The sequence below is a fragment of the Dongia sp. genome, assembly GCF_041905885.1.
Lineage (GTDB): Bacteria > Pseudomonadota > Alphaproteobacteria > Dongiales > Dongiaceae > Dongia.
In genome coordinates this window covers 263,491-279,587 of the sequence record NZ_JAYRKD010000002.1, presented here as the reverse complement: position 1 = coordinate 279,587, position 16,097 = coordinate 263,491, and the positions used below count along the sequence as shown (strand labels likewise).

15 protein-coding genes are annotated in these 16,097 nt (G+C 66.0%); 10 read left to right on the top strand and 5 right to left on the bottom strand.

What is annotated here, in order from left to right; translation table 11 throughout:
- Positions 1-83: 83 nt before the first annotated feature.
- Positions 84-986 (top strand): metallophosphoesterase family protein, encoded by a 903-nt coding sequence (locus ACH2CY_RS03110; RefSeq protein ID WP_395015819.1) that lies wholly within the window; start codon positions 84-86, stop codon positions 984-986.
- A 20-nt stretch (positions 987-1,006) separates the two neighbouring features.
- Positions 1,007-1,477, top strand: coding sequence for a tetratricopeptide repeat protein (locus ACH2CY_RS03105; RefSeq protein WP_395015816.1), 471 nt, complete (start codon positions 1,007-1,009; stop codon positions 1,475-1,477).
- A 108-nt stretch (positions 1,478-1,585) separates the two neighbouring features.
- On the opposite strand, the gene ACH2CY_RS03100 is transcribed toward ACH2CY_RS03105, so the two are convergent.
- Entirely contained in the window at positions 1,586-2,500 is a 915-nt protein-coding gene (locus ACH2CY_RS03100) for a hypothetical protein (RefSeq protein ID WP_395015814.1), read from the bottom strand.
- Between the two features lie 99 nt (positions 2,501-2,599).
- On the opposite strand from ACH2CY_RS03100, the gene ACH2CY_RS03095 reads away from it, so the two are divergent.
- From ACH2CY_RS03095 to ACH2CY_RS03075, 5 genes are all read left to right on the top strand, one after another.
- Positions 2,600-3,778: an ATP-binding protein gene (locus ACH2CY_RS03095; RefSeq protein WP_395015813.1), complete on the top strand. Its 1,179-nt coding sequence runs from the start codon at positions 2,600-2,602 to the stop codon at positions 3,776-3,778.
- Between the two features lie 207 nt (positions 3,779-3,985).
- Positions 3,986-4,690: a phosphate signaling complex protein PhoU gene (phoU, locus tag ACH2CY_RS03090; RefSeq protein WP_395015894.1), complete on the top strand. Its 705-nt coding sequence runs from the start codon at positions 3,986-3,988 to the stop codon at positions 4,688-4,690.
- Complete coding sequence (gene phoB / locus ACH2CY_RS03085) at positions 4,683-5,429, top strand: phosphate regulon transcriptional regulator PhoB (protein WP_395015811.1); 747 nt, start codon at positions 4,683-4,685, stop codon at positions 5,427-5,429. The genes phoU and phoB overlap by 8 nt, the downstream gene beginning before the upstream one ends.
- A gap of 105 nt (positions 5,430-5,534) precedes the next feature.
- Positions 5,535-6,539 (top strand): ABC transporter substrate-binding protein, encoded by a 1,005-nt coding sequence (locus ACH2CY_RS03080; protein WP_395015809.1) that lies wholly within the window; start codon positions 5,535-5,537, stop codon positions 6,537-6,539.
- 30 nt (positions 6,540-6,569) lie between these two features.
- The gene (locus ACH2CY_RS03075; protein WP_395015806.1) at positions 6,570-8,738 is read left to right on the top strand and encodes a diguanylate cyclase domain-containing protein; all 2,169 of its coding nucleotides are present in this window, start codon (positions 6,570-6,572) and stop codon (positions 8,736-8,738) included.
- Here ACH2CY_RS03075 and ACH2CY_RS03070 read toward each other — a convergent pair.
- From ACH2CY_RS03070 to ACH2CY_RS03055, 4 genes are all read right to left on the bottom strand, one after another.
- A complete protein-coding gene (locus tag ACH2CY_RS03070; protein ID WP_395015804.1) occupies positions 8,721-9,038 on the bottom strand; it encodes a SelT/SelW/SelH family protein in 318 nt (105 codons plus the stop codon). The genes ACH2CY_RS03075 and ACH2CY_RS03070 overlap by 18 nt on opposite strands.
- Positions 9,035-10,372 (bottom strand): AmpG family muropeptide MFS transporter, encoded by a 1,338-nt coding sequence (locus ACH2CY_RS03065; protein ID WP_395015803.1) that lies wholly within the window; start codon positions 10,370-10,372, stop codon positions 9,035-9,037. The genes ACH2CY_RS03070 and ACH2CY_RS03065 overlap by 4 nt, the downstream gene beginning before the upstream one ends.
- Before the next feature lie 69 nt (positions 10,373-10,441).
- Positions 10,442-11,296 (bottom strand): branched-chain amino acid aminotransferase, encoded by an 855-nt coding sequence (locus tag ACH2CY_RS03060; protein WP_395015802.1) that lies wholly within the window; start codon positions 11,294-11,296, stop codon positions 10,442-10,444.
- 257 nt (positions 11,297-11,553) lie between these two features.
- The gene (locus tag ACH2CY_RS03055) at positions 11,554-12,303 is read right to left on the bottom strand and encodes a helix-turn-helix transcriptional regulator (protein WP_395015799.1); all 750 of its coding nucleotides are present in this window, start codon (positions 12,301-12,303) and stop codon (positions 11,554-11,556) included.
- 425 nt (positions 12,304-12,728) lie between these two features.
- Between ACH2CY_RS03055 and ACH2CY_RS03050 the strand changes: the two genes are divergently transcribed.
- Genes ACH2CY_RS03050 through ACH2CY_RS03040 form a run of 3 tightly spaced genes read left to right on the top strand, consistent with a single transcriptional unit; the run spans position 12,729 to position 16,059 of the window.
- Entirely contained in the window at positions 12,729-13,799 is a 1,071-nt protein-coding gene (locus tag ACH2CY_RS03050) for a quinone-dependent dihydroorotate dehydrogenase (protein ID WP_395015797.1), read from the top strand.
- 43 nt (positions 13,800-13,842) lie between these two features.
- Positions 13,843-15,156 carry an EAL domain-containing protein gene (locus ACH2CY_RS03045; RefSeq protein WP_395015795.1) on the top strand — a complete coding sequence of 438 codons (1,314 nt, stop codon included), beginning with the start codon at positions 13,843-13,845 and terminating at the stop codon, positions 15,154-15,156.
- A gap of 6 nt (positions 15,157-15,162) precedes the next feature.
- Positions 15,163-16,059, top strand: a complete 897-nt coding sequence (locus ACH2CY_RS03040; RefSeq protein ID WP_395015793.1) for a TIGR01459 family HAD-type hydrolase — start codon at positions 15,163-15,165, stop codon at positions 16,057-16,059.
- Positions 16,060-16,097: the final 38 nt, after the last annotated feature.

Below are 16,097 nucleotides of genomic sequence, written 5' to 3'. Positions count from 1 at the left end.
TATTCCCGGGTGCGAATCTTCGGAATAGCCGGCAGCATCATGCGGTCTTCTGGGCGTTGCTCACCCCAGGAGGATTCCTTCCCATGTCGAACAGTGCCAAATCGGACAGGTCCGTCAGCTTGCTGGCAAGCCGGCGCGATCTGCTGCGCATCGCCGCTTTCGGCGGCATCGCTTTTGCCTCGGGCCTGCCGGGCTTTAGGGCGCGTGCCGCCGATCCGGATTTCTATTTCGTCCAGCTGAGCGATCTCCATTGGGGCTTCGCCGACCCCAAGGTCAATCCGGACAGCCGCGCCAGCCTGGAACATGCGATCTCCGCCATCAACGCGGCGCGCCCGCAGCCGGATTTCATCGTCTTCACCGGGGACCTCACGCATATGACCAAGGATCCCACCGAGCGGCGCAAGCGCATGACCGAGGTGAGGTCCATGCTCGGCAATCTCACCACGAAGCGCCATGTCTATCTTGCCGGCGAGCATGATGCCGGCGCCGATCATGGCGCGGCCTTCCAGGAAATCTTCGGCGCGCTCAACCAGAGCTTCGACCACAAAGGCTTTCATTTCGTCGCGCTCGACAATGCTTCCGACCTCAAGGGCGCGCTCGGCAAGGCGCAACTCGATTGGCTGGCGGCGGATCTGAAGGTGCAGGACGCGGAGACTCCGGTGGTCGTGCTGGCACATCGCCCGCTGTTCGACTTGAAGCGCGACTGGGACTGGTTCACGCCGGACGGCGCCGAGGCCGTCGCGCTGCTGCGGCCGTTTCGCAACGTCACCGTCTTCTATGGCCATGTGCACCAGGAAATCACCCATCCCGATGGCAACGTCCTGCATGTCTCGGCGCGCTCGGCGATGTATCCGCTGCCCGCACCCGGCGCGCAGCCGAAGAAGGCGCCGTTGCCCTGGGACCCCGCCGCCAAGGACCACGGCATCGGCTGGCGCCAGGTCGAGAGCGCCAAGCCGATCCGCTTCGACGACCATCCCACCGCCTGATTTCACGAAAGGACCTCATCATGCGCGATAGTCTTCGCCTCATTCTGATCGCCGGCGTGCTGCTGCTCGGCGTCGAGCTGCCGGTCGTCTCCTTGGCCTTCGCCGAGGATGACAGCCCGACGCCGGATAATGCCGCCGACCCGGACTACATGGCGGTGAAGGCCGAGGTCGATACCGGTGACTATCAGACGGCACTGACGCGGCTGATGGCGCTCGACCAGGAGACGCCCAACGATCCCGATATCCTCAACCTGATCGGCTTCTCGCTGCGCAAGACCGGGCACCCCGATCAGGCGCTCGGCTATTACGGCCGGGCGCTGGCGCAGCAGCCGGACCATCTCGGCGCCAATGAATATCTGGGCGAGCTCTATCTGGAACTGAAGCAGCCGGAGAAGGCGGAAGAGCGGCTCGCAGTCCTGCAGCAGGCCTGCGGCGACTGCGAGGAATACCGGGAGCTGAAGGAGAAGATTGCGCAGCAGGCGACCAACTGAATTTGCATCCGTCGCTAAATAGAAACTCGCGGATGGTCGGCCCTCGCCGACCATGACGATCATGCGAACCCGCCCCCTAAGACGGGGGCGGGTTACATAGTTTGATCGTCAGTTGGACATCACGGTAACGTCGCGGAGGTAATAGGCGCCGCCGGAGTTGATGAACAGCAGGCCGGCCATGTCGCCCTTGATCGAGGTGTCGGTCGCGGTCGCGACTTCCTTGTCGTCAAGCTTCACTGCCATCTTGCCGGCGGCGTCGCGGGTGAACAGCAGGGTATGCGGCTTGCCGTCCTCCAGATTGACGACGCTGTTCAAGCCGCCGAGCGTGGTCGCACCTTGCGCGGTCACCTTCTGGATCGCGATGCCGGGTGCGGCACCCGGCTGGTAGACCATGCGGTAAAGCGTCGAGCCCGAGGCCCCCTGATAGGCGCCGAGGTTGAGCCCGCCCTGCTTGTCCTTCGAGGTCAAGGTCACTTTGAGGCTGAAGGCATTCGGGATCTTGACCGGCGTGTAGATCGAGGCGAACTGGTTCTGCGCGGTGCCTTGCTGGTTCGAGAGCAGCGCGCCGAGCACGTTGTTGAGATTGACCTTCTGCGGCCGCACCTTGCTGACCAGCCCCTTGTTGGTGCCGCCCTGGTCGATCGCCCAGGTGCCGGCGCTGACTTTCCAGGTCGGGTTGCTGGTGAAGTCGCCGTCGCTGAAATCGTCGAAGAAGATCTTGGTGGCCGGCGCCGCGGCGCCGCCGGAGTTCTGCATCGCCTCGTATTTCGAGACCGTGGCCTTCAAATCTTCGAGAAAGTCGGGCGATGCCGCCTGCGACTGCTCGGCCGCGGCGATCTTGGTCTTCAATTCCGCGATCATGCTCTTCATCTGCTGGCCGGCGGCGCCGGCCCAGGGCTTATAGGTTTGGGTGGTGGTCGGCGCGGCGTCCTCGGCGAGGACGGCGGGCGCCGTGAACGCCATCAGGCTGGCGACGCTCGCGGCGAGCAGCAGCCGGACCTTGTGATTCTGCGAAGTTTTCATGACATCCTCCCCTCGACCAATGGAATTCCGCTAACTTGGTTGCCGCTCGAATCGCCCGGGCGTGCTTCCCTGCATACAGCGGACATTATGTGGGTTCTCATGCGTTTGCCGAAGCTGATTCTATCCTCGATCGGTGCCCAGGGCGGCCGCAAGGCCGAGGGCCCGGCCCCGGTTGCCGGGACCGATGTTCTGGTCAACGGCGCCGCCATCGAATCGCTCGGCCGCATGCTGGACTCGATCCCGGCGCCGCTCTTCGCCCTGGACCATAACCGCCAGGTGGTGGCCGCCAATGCCGCCGCCGGCAAGCTGTTCGGCGGTACCATCACCGGACGCAACCTCTTGGCCTTCCTGCGCCACCCGCCGCTGGTGGACGCGGTCGAGGCCTGCGAGGCCGGCCGGCCGGTCGAGCCGGTCGATCTGCCCGAGAACCAGGGCCGCAGCGGCCAGCGCCGGCTGGTGGCGCGGCTGCAGGCGATCCGCCCGGCGCTGGCCGGGGCTTCGGTGATGGTGCTGCTGGAGGACACCACCGCGGCCGAACGGGCGCTCACCTTGCGGCGCGACTTCGTCGCCAATGTCAGCCATGAGCTGAAGACCCCGATCGCGGCACTGCTCGGCTTCATCGAGACGCTGATGGGGCCGGCGCGGGACGACCCGCTGGCGCGGCAGCGCTTCCTCGGCATCATGCGCGGCGAGGCCGAGCGCATGAACCGGCTGGTCTCCGAGCTGCTGTCGCTCTCACGCATCGAGATGAACGAGCACCAGCCGCCTTCGGGCCGGGCCGATCTCGGCAACATCCTGAAAACGGTGCGGGACAGCCTCTCCCTCAAGGCCGAGCAGCGCCAGATCAAGATCGCCTTTCCCGGCCTGGCCGAGATGCCGACCATCCCCGGCGATTCCGACGAGCTCACCCAGGCGATCCAGAACCTGGTCGATAACGCGATCAAATACAGCCCGGAGGGCGGCGAGGTCCGGGTGCGCTTCGAGCGGATCGAGGATCCGGTCGCCTGCCGGGAAAAGCTGCAGGGCATCCGCTCGCCCAAGGCGATGATCTCGCTGAGCGTCACCGACCAGGGCGAAGGCATCGCCAAGGAGCATATCCCGCGCCTGACCGAGCGCTTCTACCGGGTCGATGCCGCCCGCTCCCGGGAGCTCGGCGGCACCGGGCTCGGCCTCGCCATCGTGAAGCATATCGTCAACCGGCACCGGGGCAGCCTGGATATCGAGTCGGAGCCCGGAAAAGGCAGCTGTTTCATGCTGTTCCTGCCCGCCGACGGCTGAGGCGCGCGCCCCGGACCGGCCCTTTGGGCTTCGTCACGGAAGCGTCATACAAGGGCAACATTCGCGTCATTGGAGGGACTTAAATTGCCGGGCGCGGACAGCTGCGTCCGAGTCCATGGTGCTTGCCTTGGGCATTCATAAAACTGTCACAAAACGGTAGTATCTATGCCGAACAAAGCTTTGGACGCCGCGACCGAGAATCCGAACATGGCCCATGACCACACGGTGAAGAGCTTCGACGTCGAGCTGCGACGCCTGGTGCAGGAGATCGCCCAGATGGGCGGCCTGGCCGAGGAGCAGCTCGCCCAGGCGATCGACGCCCTGGCGCGGCGCGATTCCGAGGCGGCGAGCAAGGTGATCGAGAGCGACCGCCGCATCGACACGATGGAGCATGAAGCAGGCAATCTCGCGGTCCGCATCCTGGCCTTGCGCCAGCCGATGGCGACCGATCTGCGCGAGGTGGTGGCCGCGATCAAGATTTCCTCGGACATCGAGCGCATCGGCGATTATGCGAAGAACATCGCCAAGCGCGCGCTGCAATTGAACCAGCTCGGCCCGTTGCGTCCGGTCTCCTCGATTCCGCGGATGGGGCGCCTGGCGCAGCAGATCGTGAAAGACGTGCTCGACGCCTATGTCGAGAAGGACGCGGCGCTGGCCGTCGCCGCCTGGCGGCGCGACGAGGAGATCGACGATCTCTACACCTCGCTGTTCCGCGAATTGCTGACCTACATGATGGAAGACCCGCGGAACATCGGGCCTTCGACCCATCTGCTCTTCATTGCCAAGAACATCGAACGCATCGGGGACCACGCCACCAACATCGCCGAGACCGTCCACTTCCTGGCGCTCGGCCGCACGATCGATGAAACCAGACCCAAGGGCGATACCACGAATGTTGCACTCGATGGCTGACCGCACCCGTCCCGCGCATAACGGACGGGAGACTGATCGCGACCCTGCCAACCGGCCGACCGTGCTGGTGGTCGAGGACGAGCCGGCGCTGCTGGCGCTGCTGCGCTACAACCTCGAAAGCGAAGGCTACCGGGTCCTCGAGGCCAAGAACGGCGAAGAGGGCCTGACCCTGATCCGCGAGACCAAGCCGGACCTGGTTTTGCTGGATTGGATGCTGCCCTTCCTGTCCGGCATCGAGGTCTGCCGGCAGATGCGGCGCCTGCCGGATTTGAAATCGATCGCGGTGATCATGCTCACCGCCAAGAGCGAGGAGGCCGACAAGCTTCGGGGCCTGGAGGTCGGCGCCGACGATTATGTGACCAAGCCGTTCAGCCCGAGCGAGCTGATGGCGCGGGTGAAAGCGGTGCTGCGCCGGGCCCGGCCGCAGCTCTCGACCGAGACCTTGGCCTACAAGGATCTCTCGATGGATCTCGCGACCCATCGGGTGAAACGGATGGAAAAGGATGTGCATCTCGGCCCGACCGAGTTCCGCCTGCTGCGCTTCCTGATGGAGAACCAGGGCCGCGTGTTCTCGCGCGAGCAGCTCCTGGACCATGTCTGGGGCCGCGACATCTATGTCGAGCCGAGGACCGTGGACGTGCATATCCGGCGCCTTCGGAAGGCGATCAACATCGAAGGCGCCGCCGACGTGATCCGCACCGTGCGCGCCGCCGGCTATTCGCTCGACGTCGAGGGCTGAGCGGCACCGGCAAGGCAATTTTCCCTATTTCACGGCGAAATTAAGGGAATTTAAAGCGAATCATCGGAACTTCTTCCTCTCAAGAACGAGAGGGGCGAAATCCCGGTGCACCCGGCGCTTTCTTCGCGACGCAATATCCTGCTGGGCGCGGCCGCTTTGGTCGCGGCGGGCGGCGTCTTCGCCTGGCGCACGCTTGCACCCAAGCCGGTGCATAGCCGGATAGTCGTCGCCGATTCCGCGGCCGTCGCCTCGGCGTTGTTCTACGTGGCCCGCGACCAGGGTTACTTCGCCGCCGAGGGCATCGCGCTCGAGACCATCAAGACCAACAGCGGCAAGGAAGCGCTGGAGCTGGTCGCCAAGGGCCAGGCCGATCTCGGCATGGTCGCCGAGGCGCCGTTCGTGCGGGCGATCGCCGCCGGCGTTCCGGCGCGGATCGTCGCCACCGTCGAGACCTCCGAGCGCAACACCGGCATCATCGTGCCGGATCAAAGCCCGATCCGGGCGCCGGCCGATCTCAAGGGCAGGCGCGTCGGCTTCTGCCCGGGCACCGCGAGCGAGTATTTTCTCAACGTCTTCCTGGCGGCGAACCTGCTGGCCGAGAGCGACCTCCAGGCGGTGCCCGTCACCCCGAAGGATGCCCATCAGGCGCTCGCCGCCGGCACGGTCGATGCGCTTTCCGGCTGGCAGGAGATCCGGGCCCATGCCGACAAGGCGCTCGGGCAGCGCACCCGCATCTTCTATGCCCAGGGAACCTATCTCGAGACCTGGAACCTGGTCGCTCTCGCCGGCTTTCTCGACGCCAATCCGCAGGCGGTCGAGGGATTCATCCGTGCGCTTCTGAAGGCGCAGAGCTTCGTCGCCGCGAATCAAGAAGCCGCGATCACCATCGCCGCGCAGGCGATCGGCATCGACCGCGCGACCATCGCCGAGATGTGGCCGGACTATGCCTTCGACCTCAGCCTCGACCAGGCGCTGATCGCCAATCTCGAAGGCCATTGGCGGATGCTGACCGAGCAGGACGCCTCGACCCCGATGCCCGACTTCATGGCGGAGCTCGCCCCCAATGCCCTGCAGGCGGCAGATGCCAGCCGCGTCACCTATCTTCGCTAGACGATCGGCCGCGCAACCATGATCTCGGGCATGATCTCCGCCATCGGCGTCAGAACCAAGCTTCGCCTGAGCATCGGCCTGCTCGGCGCGATCGTCGTGGTCAGCGCCGTCATGATCAGCTATGCGCTGCAGACGGTGAACGCGGCCCTGCGCACCTCGAAAGCGGCGGATCTCGCGATCCAGCGCGTGCTCGAGCTGAACCAGCTGACCACCGAGATCGAGTTCAACTGGGAGAAGCGGCCGATCGCCCGGTGGCTGGAGGTGCAGCGCGCGCTCAACCAGTCGATCGACGATCTCGCCGGCCTGCCGCACCAGCCCGACGAGGCGGCGCTGCAGGATCGCCTGCGCCACAACAGCGTCGACATCGCCTTGTTGTTCCAGCGCTGGACCAATTCCGGCCGGGCGGTCTCCGGTCCGGCGCAGCAGCCCGAAGTTTCGCGGTTGATCGCCAGCAGCATCATCATTCGCCTCCGCGCCATGGAAGCGATCACGCATCGGCTGGTCGATCGCAGCAACGAAGCCGTCGCCGCCCAGGTCACCCAGCTTGCGGTCCTGCTGGCGCTGTGCCTCTGCGCCATGACCGGCGCGATTGCGGCGCTGTTCCTGGTGAAGCGCCGCATCGTCTCCTCGATCGACAGCTTCGGCCGGGCGATGACCGCGGTCGGCGAGGGTCAGGAAGCCGTCCCGCTGCCGAGCCTCGGCCGGGACGAGTTCGGCCGGCTGGCGCAGACTTTTAACGCGATGCACGAGAGGCTCCGCAAGTCGCGCAGCGCATTGAGCGACGCCAACGACAAGCTGATCCGCGAAGCCGGCGAGCGACAGGCGGCCGAGGCACGCTTCCGCGCCGCGGTCGACGTCATGGAAAGCGGCTTTGCCCTGTTCGACGCCGACGACCGCCTAGTCGCCTGCAATGCCGGCTTCACCGATCCGGGAACCAGGGCGCGGTTCGGCAATCCCGAGGGCCGCAGTTTCGAGGAGATCTTCAGCGCCTTCGCCGCGGCGGAACTGACCGCCACCGAGGCGCTGGAGGATCGCGACGCCTGGCTCCAGAAGCGCTTGGCGCTGCATCGCAACCCGCCGGCGCGCCCGTTCGAGGTGCAATGGACCAATGGCCAGTGGATGCGTGTCAACGAGCGAAAGACCGCCGACGGCGGCACGGTCGGGATCTGGACCGACATCACCGACCTGAAGCGACGCGAGCATCAGCTGGGCGAGATCAACGCCAAGCTGGCGCTGGCGCATCTCGAGCTGAAGCAAGGCTCGACCATGCTGCAGGCGATCGCCGATGCGGTGCCGGTCACGGTCGCGGTGATCGACCGCGATCTCGTCTACCGGTTCTGCAACAAGCACTACCGCGCGCTCGGGCTCGACCCGGCGGCGGTGATCGGGCAGAAGGTGCAGGCAGTGGTGGATCCGGTGATCTTCGAAATGGGGCTGCCGCATGCCGAGCGCGCGCTGGCCGGCGAGAGCACGATCTTCACCTGGTCGCGCACCGGCGCCGACGGCCGCGCGCGGGTCTTCGAACAGCATTTCATCCCCGACGTGGGCATCGACGGGAAGATCAAGGGCTACTATTCGGTCGGCGTCGACGTCACCCAGCGGCACGCCCGCGAGGTGGACCTGAGCCACGCCGCGGTGACGGATCCGCTGACGGGCCTGATGAACCGGCGCGGTTTCGTCGAAGCGCTGGAGGCCGACTACCAGGGCTGGCTGGCGGAACAGTCCAGCGGCGCGATCCTCTATCTCGACATCGATCACTTCAAGCAGATCAACGACAGCCAGGGTCACGACGTCGGCGACGCGCTGCTGAAGATCTTTGCCGGCCGGCTGCGCGCCGCGGTGCGCGCATCGGACCGGCTGGCGCGCCTCGGCGGCGACGAGTTCGTCATCGTCCTGACATCCCCGGATGCGGCCGAGGTCGCGCAACGCATCGCCGCAAAGCTGCTCCAGACCCTCGAACAGCCGGTGAAACTCGGCAGCGGGACGATGAAGATCGGCACCAGCATCGGCATTGCGACCTTCGCCATGGCGGCGCCTGATGCCACAAGCATGCCGAGCCCGGACGATCTCCTGAAGGAAGCCGACCTCGCGCTCTATGCCGCCAAGCAGGCTGGGCGCAACCGCTTCGCGGTGCGAACGGTGCATGTCGGCGCCGAGGCCGCGCCGCCGCGGCGCGCGCGGTCAACCGCCCGGAGCTGACGGATCCGGCCTCTTGTCGGAATGCCCGAGCGGCTTTTCGGGCGCCACTTCATCCCGCACCCGCTGCTTCAACTCCTTGATATCCGGGAAACGCCCCGCTTCCTTGCGCGACCAGAGTAGCTTGGCCCCGTTTTCGCCCGGGCTGCGCACCTCGAAGATACCGCCGGTGCCGGGGACCAGGGTCACGCCGCCGATCTCGGTCTCGAAAGTGGTCAGGAGCTCCTGCGCCATCCAGGCCGCGCGCAGCAGCCAGCGGCATTGGGTGCAATACTCGATCTCGATGCGCGGAAGATCGGTCATTCCGCCGGCGCCTGGTCCGGCACCAGCTTCTTCTCGTTGGGATAGAGACGCGTGATCCAGACCAGGAAGACCAGGCCCGGGATCGCCATCAGCGCCGTCGCCGCCCAGAACTCGACCCAGGGCATGTGATCGGCGAGCCAGCCGCTGCCGCTCGACATCAGGGTGCGGCCATAGGCCATGAAAGAGGTGAGCAAGGCGTATTGCGTCGCCGTGAAGGCACGGTTGCAAAGATCGGAGAGATAGGCAACGAAAGCCGCCGCAGCGAGGCCGCCGGCCAGATTGTCGGCGCTGATGGCAATGCCCAGCCAGATCAGGTCATGCCCCTGCATCGCCAGCATGCTGAACAGCAGGTTGGTGACGGCCTGTAGAACGCCGCCGATCATCAGCGTCTTGAAGACTCCGATCCGCGCCACGACGGCGCCGCCGACAATGGTGCCGAGCGCGGTCGCGAGCACGCCCCAGACCTTGCTGATGGCGGCGATCTCGACGCCGGTGAAGCCAAGCTCGTTGTAGAAGGGCGTCGCCATCGTGCCGCCGAAGGCATCGCCGAATTTGTAGAACAGGATGAAGATCAGGATGATCACCCAGCCCGGCCGACGGACGAAATCCATGAATGGCTGGATCACCGATTTTTCGATCCATGCGGCATAGGTTCCGCCGGGGATGATGCGCTGTACGGTCGGCGCCGCGGCGGCGCGACGATCGGGCTCCGGCACAAACAAGGTGAAGACGGCACAAATCAGAATGGCGCCGGCAAGAACTGCGAACACCACCTGCCAGCTGACGAAATCCGAGAGCGCGACCGCGCCGGCACCGGCGAGCAGCAGGCCGATGCGATAGCCGACTTGGGTCGAGCCCGCGCCGGCGCCCTGTTCTTCCGGCTTCAGGATCTCGATGCGGTAGGCGTCGACGACGATATCCTGGCTGGCCGAGAAGAAGGCGACGGCCAGCACGACCATGGCCGTCATCTGTGGATCGATCGCCGGATCGGTGAGGCCGAGCGCGAAGATGGCGGCGGCGAGGAACAGCTGCAGCAGGAACAGCCAGCCCTTGCGCTGGCCGAGCAGCCGCGTCAGCACCGGCAGCGGCATCTGATCGATCACCGGCGACCAGAGAAACTTGAAGGTGTAGGGCGTGCCGGCAAGCGCGAAGAGACCGATCGTGGTCTTGTCGATGCCGACTTTGGAGAGCCAATAGGACAAGGTCGAGAGCGTGAGCAGCAGCGGCAGGCCGCTGGCAAAACCCATCACCAGAATGATGGACTGGCGCGGCTCCAGATAGACGGCGAGCGCCTCACCCCAGCTCTTGCGCTGAGTTGCCGTCGACTCGCTCATGGGTTCAGCTCCATCACCGGCGGATGCTGAATCATCGCGGGTGATTCGGCAATCTCAGTTCTTGGCCACTCAGTTCTTGGAGTGCGCGAAGTCCCAGTAGAGGCGGCGCGCCAGGGAGTAGATGGCGCCGATCGGCTTCTCGCGGTCTTCGACGCCGGTCACGGGCAGGACCTTGCCGTAATTGCCGGAGGAGAAGACTTCGTCGGCCTCCAGCACCTCCTCGAAGCGGAAGCTGCGCTCGGTGACCGGGACACCCGCGGCGGCGAAAAGCTTGATCAGCCGCTGCCGGGTGATGCCGTTCAAGAAGGTGCCGTGCGGCGCCGGGGTGATCGCGGCGCCGTCCTTGGCGATCCAGAGGTTGGCGGCGCTGTATTCGGCGACATTGCCCAAGGGGTCGAGCATGACCGCGTCGTCGAAGCCCCTTGAGACGGCCTCGCCCGCCGCGCGCCCAGCCTGCGCATAGAGGCAGACCGCCTTCGCATCGGTCGGCGCGCTCTCCGGCGAGGGCCGGCGGAACTTCGACAGCGTGACCCGGAAGGGCTTGGGCTCCGGCATCGGCGTCGCGGTCAGCGAGATCGCGATCCGGGTGCTGGCGGGGTCGGGCTGCATCCAGCCAGCGGTCGACCACAGGAAGGGGCGGATATAGAGCGCGGTCCCGCGCGGGAATTTTGCCACGCCGTCGAGCACGATCTCCTGGATCTCGCCGGCCGAGAGCGGCGAGGCGAGGCCCATGTTGCGCGCCGAGCGCACCGCGCGGGCGCAATGCAGGTCGAGATCCGGCGTCACGCCTTCAAAGGCGCGCGCGCCGTCGAACACGCCGCCCATCAGCCAGGTCGCATGGTCGAACGCACGCAGGATGTAGGGATCGCCCTTCACCCAGCTGCCGTCGATGAAATGCAGCGCATCGGGCACGATGGCGCTCACGATAAGCCCTCCGGAACTTCCGCCGCACCCCTGCTCCACTCCGCCGGCTGTTGGTCCGTCGGATTGTCAAACCTCGGGTGTCGCTTGGAAGTCTGACTGCGCGCAACCGCCTCCCGCTAAGTCGCAGGAGGTGGCGTCGCCGAGAGGATCAACGGTAGCGGGGCCGGAGCCGCGCGGTCAAGGCGCAGCATCGCCAAACGAAACGGCGGCCGCAAAGGGCCACCGCAACGTCAATGAAACCGTTCGCCGGGACCGAATTACTGGCTGGCCCAGAGAATGCGGGCGATCCAGCGGGTCTGCGCCGCCGGCACGTATTCGCCGGCGCCGGCGGAAGCCACCGGCTCCAGCAGCACGCCGTCCGCATCCTGGCGGCCGACGCGGCGGATCCGAACCGAACCGTCGCCGCTCTGCACCACGACACGATCGCCACGGCGGATCTCGGCGCTGGGCGAGACCACGACGACATCGCCGTCGCGATAGATCGGGTCGAGCTCGCGGCCGCTGATCTCGATCGCGAAAGCGCCGCGGTCGTTGACCGTGCCGAAGCTCATGCGGCCCCAGCTCTCGCCTTTCGGCTGGCCGTCGGTCGAGAAGCATTCGCCTTCGCCGAGGCGCTCCAGCGCGATGATCGGCAGGGCGCGCGCGGTCGGGCGCACCGCCAGGCGGCCGCCGCCGAGCGCATCGTCATAGCCGCCGGAACTGCTGCCGGCGGCGCCGGTCAGCTGCACGAAGCTCGAAAAGCTTTCGCCGGTCACCGCCAGGATCTTCGCCACCGATTCCGTGCTCGGCCAGCGCGGCCGGCCTTCCCGGGTGATCCGCTTCGACGGGTTGAAGGCGGTCGGATCGAGACCCGCGCGCCGCGCCAAGCCCGAGGCCGAGAGCCCGTGCTTGGCGGCAAGCCGGTCAATGCCGCGCCACACATCGCCATGCTGCAGCATCTGCGTGTGGATGATTGGATTGTTCACGCGCCCCTCCTCGTCATTCGGCTCGGTCGCCAACTTCGCCATCGTCATCTGCCAGTCCCCAATCGCCCTGCCCAAGAGCACCGGCTCCTTGCAGGACAGGCCCACCGGCCCACCGTGGTTGGGAGCGGCCGGTGATAATCGATAATCGGGTCTGATACAGCGCACAGGCCGCGGCAGCGGATCCGATCGACTCGCGAAGGCAGTTTAAAGATTCGGTCTTCAGGAATAAATGGCGCTACTGGGAAAAAGATGACGGTGCCAGCACAATTTGGTGCTGTTTTGGGGGATTTTGGTATTTATTGGAAGCCAGTCATTTGCAAATTGCGAAAAATCTGGTCTCCGACTGGTTACGCCGAGCGCCAAGCTTTCAGGTTCAAGTTTTCAGTCCTGTCACGCCTCGCTGTTTGCGAATCGCGGGCAGCTGATAGCTTTTGTGCAGTCCTCTTCAGCGGTCCTCTTCAGCGACGGTGGCGATGCTATATCAACGGGCTTTCCCGCTCCTCGACCGGATCGATCCGGAGCGGGCGCACCGGCTGGCGATCGCCGCCCTGAAGACCGGCCTCATCGCCGCCAATCTCCAGCCCGACCCGCCGAGCCTGGCGCAGACGCTATTCGGCATCGGCTTCCCCAATCCCGTGGGTCTTGCCGCCGGCTTCGACAAGGACGGCGAGGTCTATCGTCAAACGCTCAAACTCGGTTTCGGTTTCGTCGAGCTCGGCAGCGTCACGCCGAAACCACAGCCGGGCAACCCGCGCCCCCGGCTCTTCCGGCTGACCGCCGATCGCGCCGTGATCAACCGGATGGGCTTCAACAACCACGGCATCGCCGCGATGGCGGAGCGGCTGAAGTCCCGCAACACCGCGCAGGGCATCGTCGGCATCAATCTCGGCAAGAACAAGGACCAGACCGACGCCGCCGCAGATTATATCACGGGCACGCGGCTGCTGGGACCGCTGGCGGACTATCTTGTGATCAACGTCTCCTCGCCGAACACGCCGGGCTTGCGCGCGCTGCAGAGCCGCGACGCGCTGGCGGCGCTGATTGGAGCGGTGCTGGAAACCCGCGCGCAACTCACGCGCAGGCCGCCGCTGCTGCTGAAGATCGCGCCCGACCTCATCGATGCCGATCGCCAGGACATCGCCGAGGTGGCGCTCGCCTCCGGTCTCGACGGGCTCATCGTCAGCAACACCACGATCGCGCGGCCTGCCGGCCTCGACCCGCGCTTCGCATCGGAAGCGGGCGGCCTCTCCGGGCGTCCGCTGTTCGAGCCGGCGACCGAGATCCTGCGCGACATCTACCGCCGCACCGGGGGCAAGCTGCCGATCATCGGCGTCGGCGGCATCGCGAGCGCCGCGGACGCCTATGCCAAGATCCGCGCCGGCGCCAGCCTGGTGCAGCTCTACACCGCCCTGGTGTTCGAAGGCCCGGGCCTGGTGCGCCGGATCAAGCAGGGGCTCGCGGAACTGCTGGCGCGCGACGGCTTTGCCAACATCGCCGACGCGGTTGGCGCCGACACCCTTGGAACAGATGGGCTTTGATGGTTTAAGGTGCTGTTAACCATCATGGGTTAAGCCAGACGCCATGTCCTCGGGGCGCCATTTCCTTCTGCTGACTTTGAGCATCGTCGCGGCGGTCGCCGCGGCCTGGTTCCTGCCGCAGCAATTCCCGGCCCATGTCTCGCCGCAGATGGGCTATGTCATCGGCGGCTTCGTCTTCGTGCTCGGTGCGCTGCTGGTCCTGGCGTTGCGCCAGCGCGCGACCTTGCGCCAATGCGCCGACATCATGGGCCAGATGAACGAGACCATGGGCCTGATGATCGCCGACCAGCGCCGCGTCGAAGAGCAGATGCAGAATATCCAGGGCGCCTTGAGCTCGCTCGGCGCCGAGCCGCAGCGCGATGTCGGCGAAGTCGTCGCCGAGGTCAAAGTGCTGCAGAGCCTGATCGAGCAGCTCTACCAGCAGCGCGGCGCCACGGCGGCCGCGCCGGCGATCGTCGCGGCACCGCCGACCTTGCGCGTGGTCGACAACCCGAATGCACCGAAGCGGGTCGAGCCCGCGAAACCCGCCGCCGCAATGCCGACCAAGGACGACGGCGCCGGCAGCCTGGCGATGCCGCCGGTCGCGCAAGGCCTGGGCGAGCGGCAGATTCTCGATCTGCTGCGCGACGGCTTGCGCGAGAACCGGGTCGAGCTCGCCTTGCAGCCGATCGTCAGCCTGCCGCAACGCAAGCGCCGCTTCTTCGAATGCTATTCGAGGATCAAGGCCGCCGACGGCAAGATCCTGGTGCCCGAGCAGTATATCGAGATCGCCGAGCGCCACGGCCTGGTGACGGCGATCGACAACATGCTGCTGTTCCGCTGCATCCAGTTGCTGCGGAAATTGCGCAAGGCCAACGCGAATGTCGGCTTCTTCCTCAACATCTCGCAGCGGACCCTGGCCGACCGCGACTTCTTCCGCGAGTTCATCAACCTGATGGCGCAGAACGCCGAGCTCGCCCCGGCGATCGTCTTCGAGTTCTCGCAGAAGGCCTGGGACAGCGCCGACAACACCTTGCACCGCGATCTCGACCGGCTGGCCCAGCTCGGCTACCGCTTCAGCCTCGACAAGGTCACCAATCTCGACATCGACGTGCCCGGCCTTTCCAGCCGGCATTTCCGCTTCATCAAGGTCGAGGCGACGCGGCTGGCCCAGGCGGCCGCCAGCGGCGCCATCGGCGACGACCCCAAGGCCTTCAAGCGCATGCTCGATTCCTATGCGATCGACCTCATTGTCGACCGCATCGAATCCGAGCCGATGCTGCTCGAGCTATTGGAGCTTTCCATCGACTTCGGACAGGGCTATCTCTTTGGCGAACCCCGGATCGCCAAGCCGGACCTCGCCACTGCCGCGTCATAGTATTCAATGCCCGATCCCTTCATTCTGAACCAGCAAGAGCCGGTCACCCGCATTCTGACCGGCCTGCGCGAAATCGCCGACAGTTTCGACCTCGTGCTCATGGACCTCTGGGGCTGTGTGCATGACGGCGTGAAGCCCTATCCGGCGGCACTGGACTGCCTGGCGCGGCTCCGCGACGCCGGCAAGGCTGTCGAGATCCTGTCCAACGCGCCGCGCCGCGCGACCGAAGTCGAGGCCAAGCTGACCGAGATGGGCGTCGACCGCGCGCTCTATACCGGCGTCTACACTTCCGGCGAAGAGACCTGGAAATACCTGAAGACGCGGCCCGATGGCCTGGGGCAGCGCCTCGGCCGGCGCGTCTATGCCATCATGCCGGAGCGCGATGCCGGGCTGATCGACGGCCTGGACCTGGAGCGGGTCGATGAGGTCGGCGCGGCGAGCTTCCTGCTGGTGACCGGCGTCGAGGACGACAAGGCCCAGGCCAAGGATTTCGACCCGGTGCTGCGGCTGGGCCTGAAGCAGAGCCTGCCGATGCTCTGCGCCAATCCGGATCTCATGGTGCATCGCGGCGGCGTCGAGGAGATCTGCGCCGGTGCCATCGCCCAGCGCTATGAGAATCTCGGCGGCCGCGTGGTCTATCACGGCAAGCCGCATGTGAAGATCTACGAAACCATCTTCAAGGCAACCGGCATTGTCCGCGGCCGTGCGCTCGGCATCGGCGATTCCTACCGGACCGACATGCGCGGCGCCCAGGATGCCGGCGCCAAGGGCCTGCTGGTCGCCGGCGGCATCCACCGCCGGGAGCTGCTCTACGCCGCCAAGATCGACCCGAAGCAGCTCCGCGACCTGAACCGCGGCTTCACGACCTTCCCCGACTACGGCATCCCCCTGCTCGCCTGGTAGCGATACGGGAGTGATCTGGCCGCCCGCCGGCTGCGTAT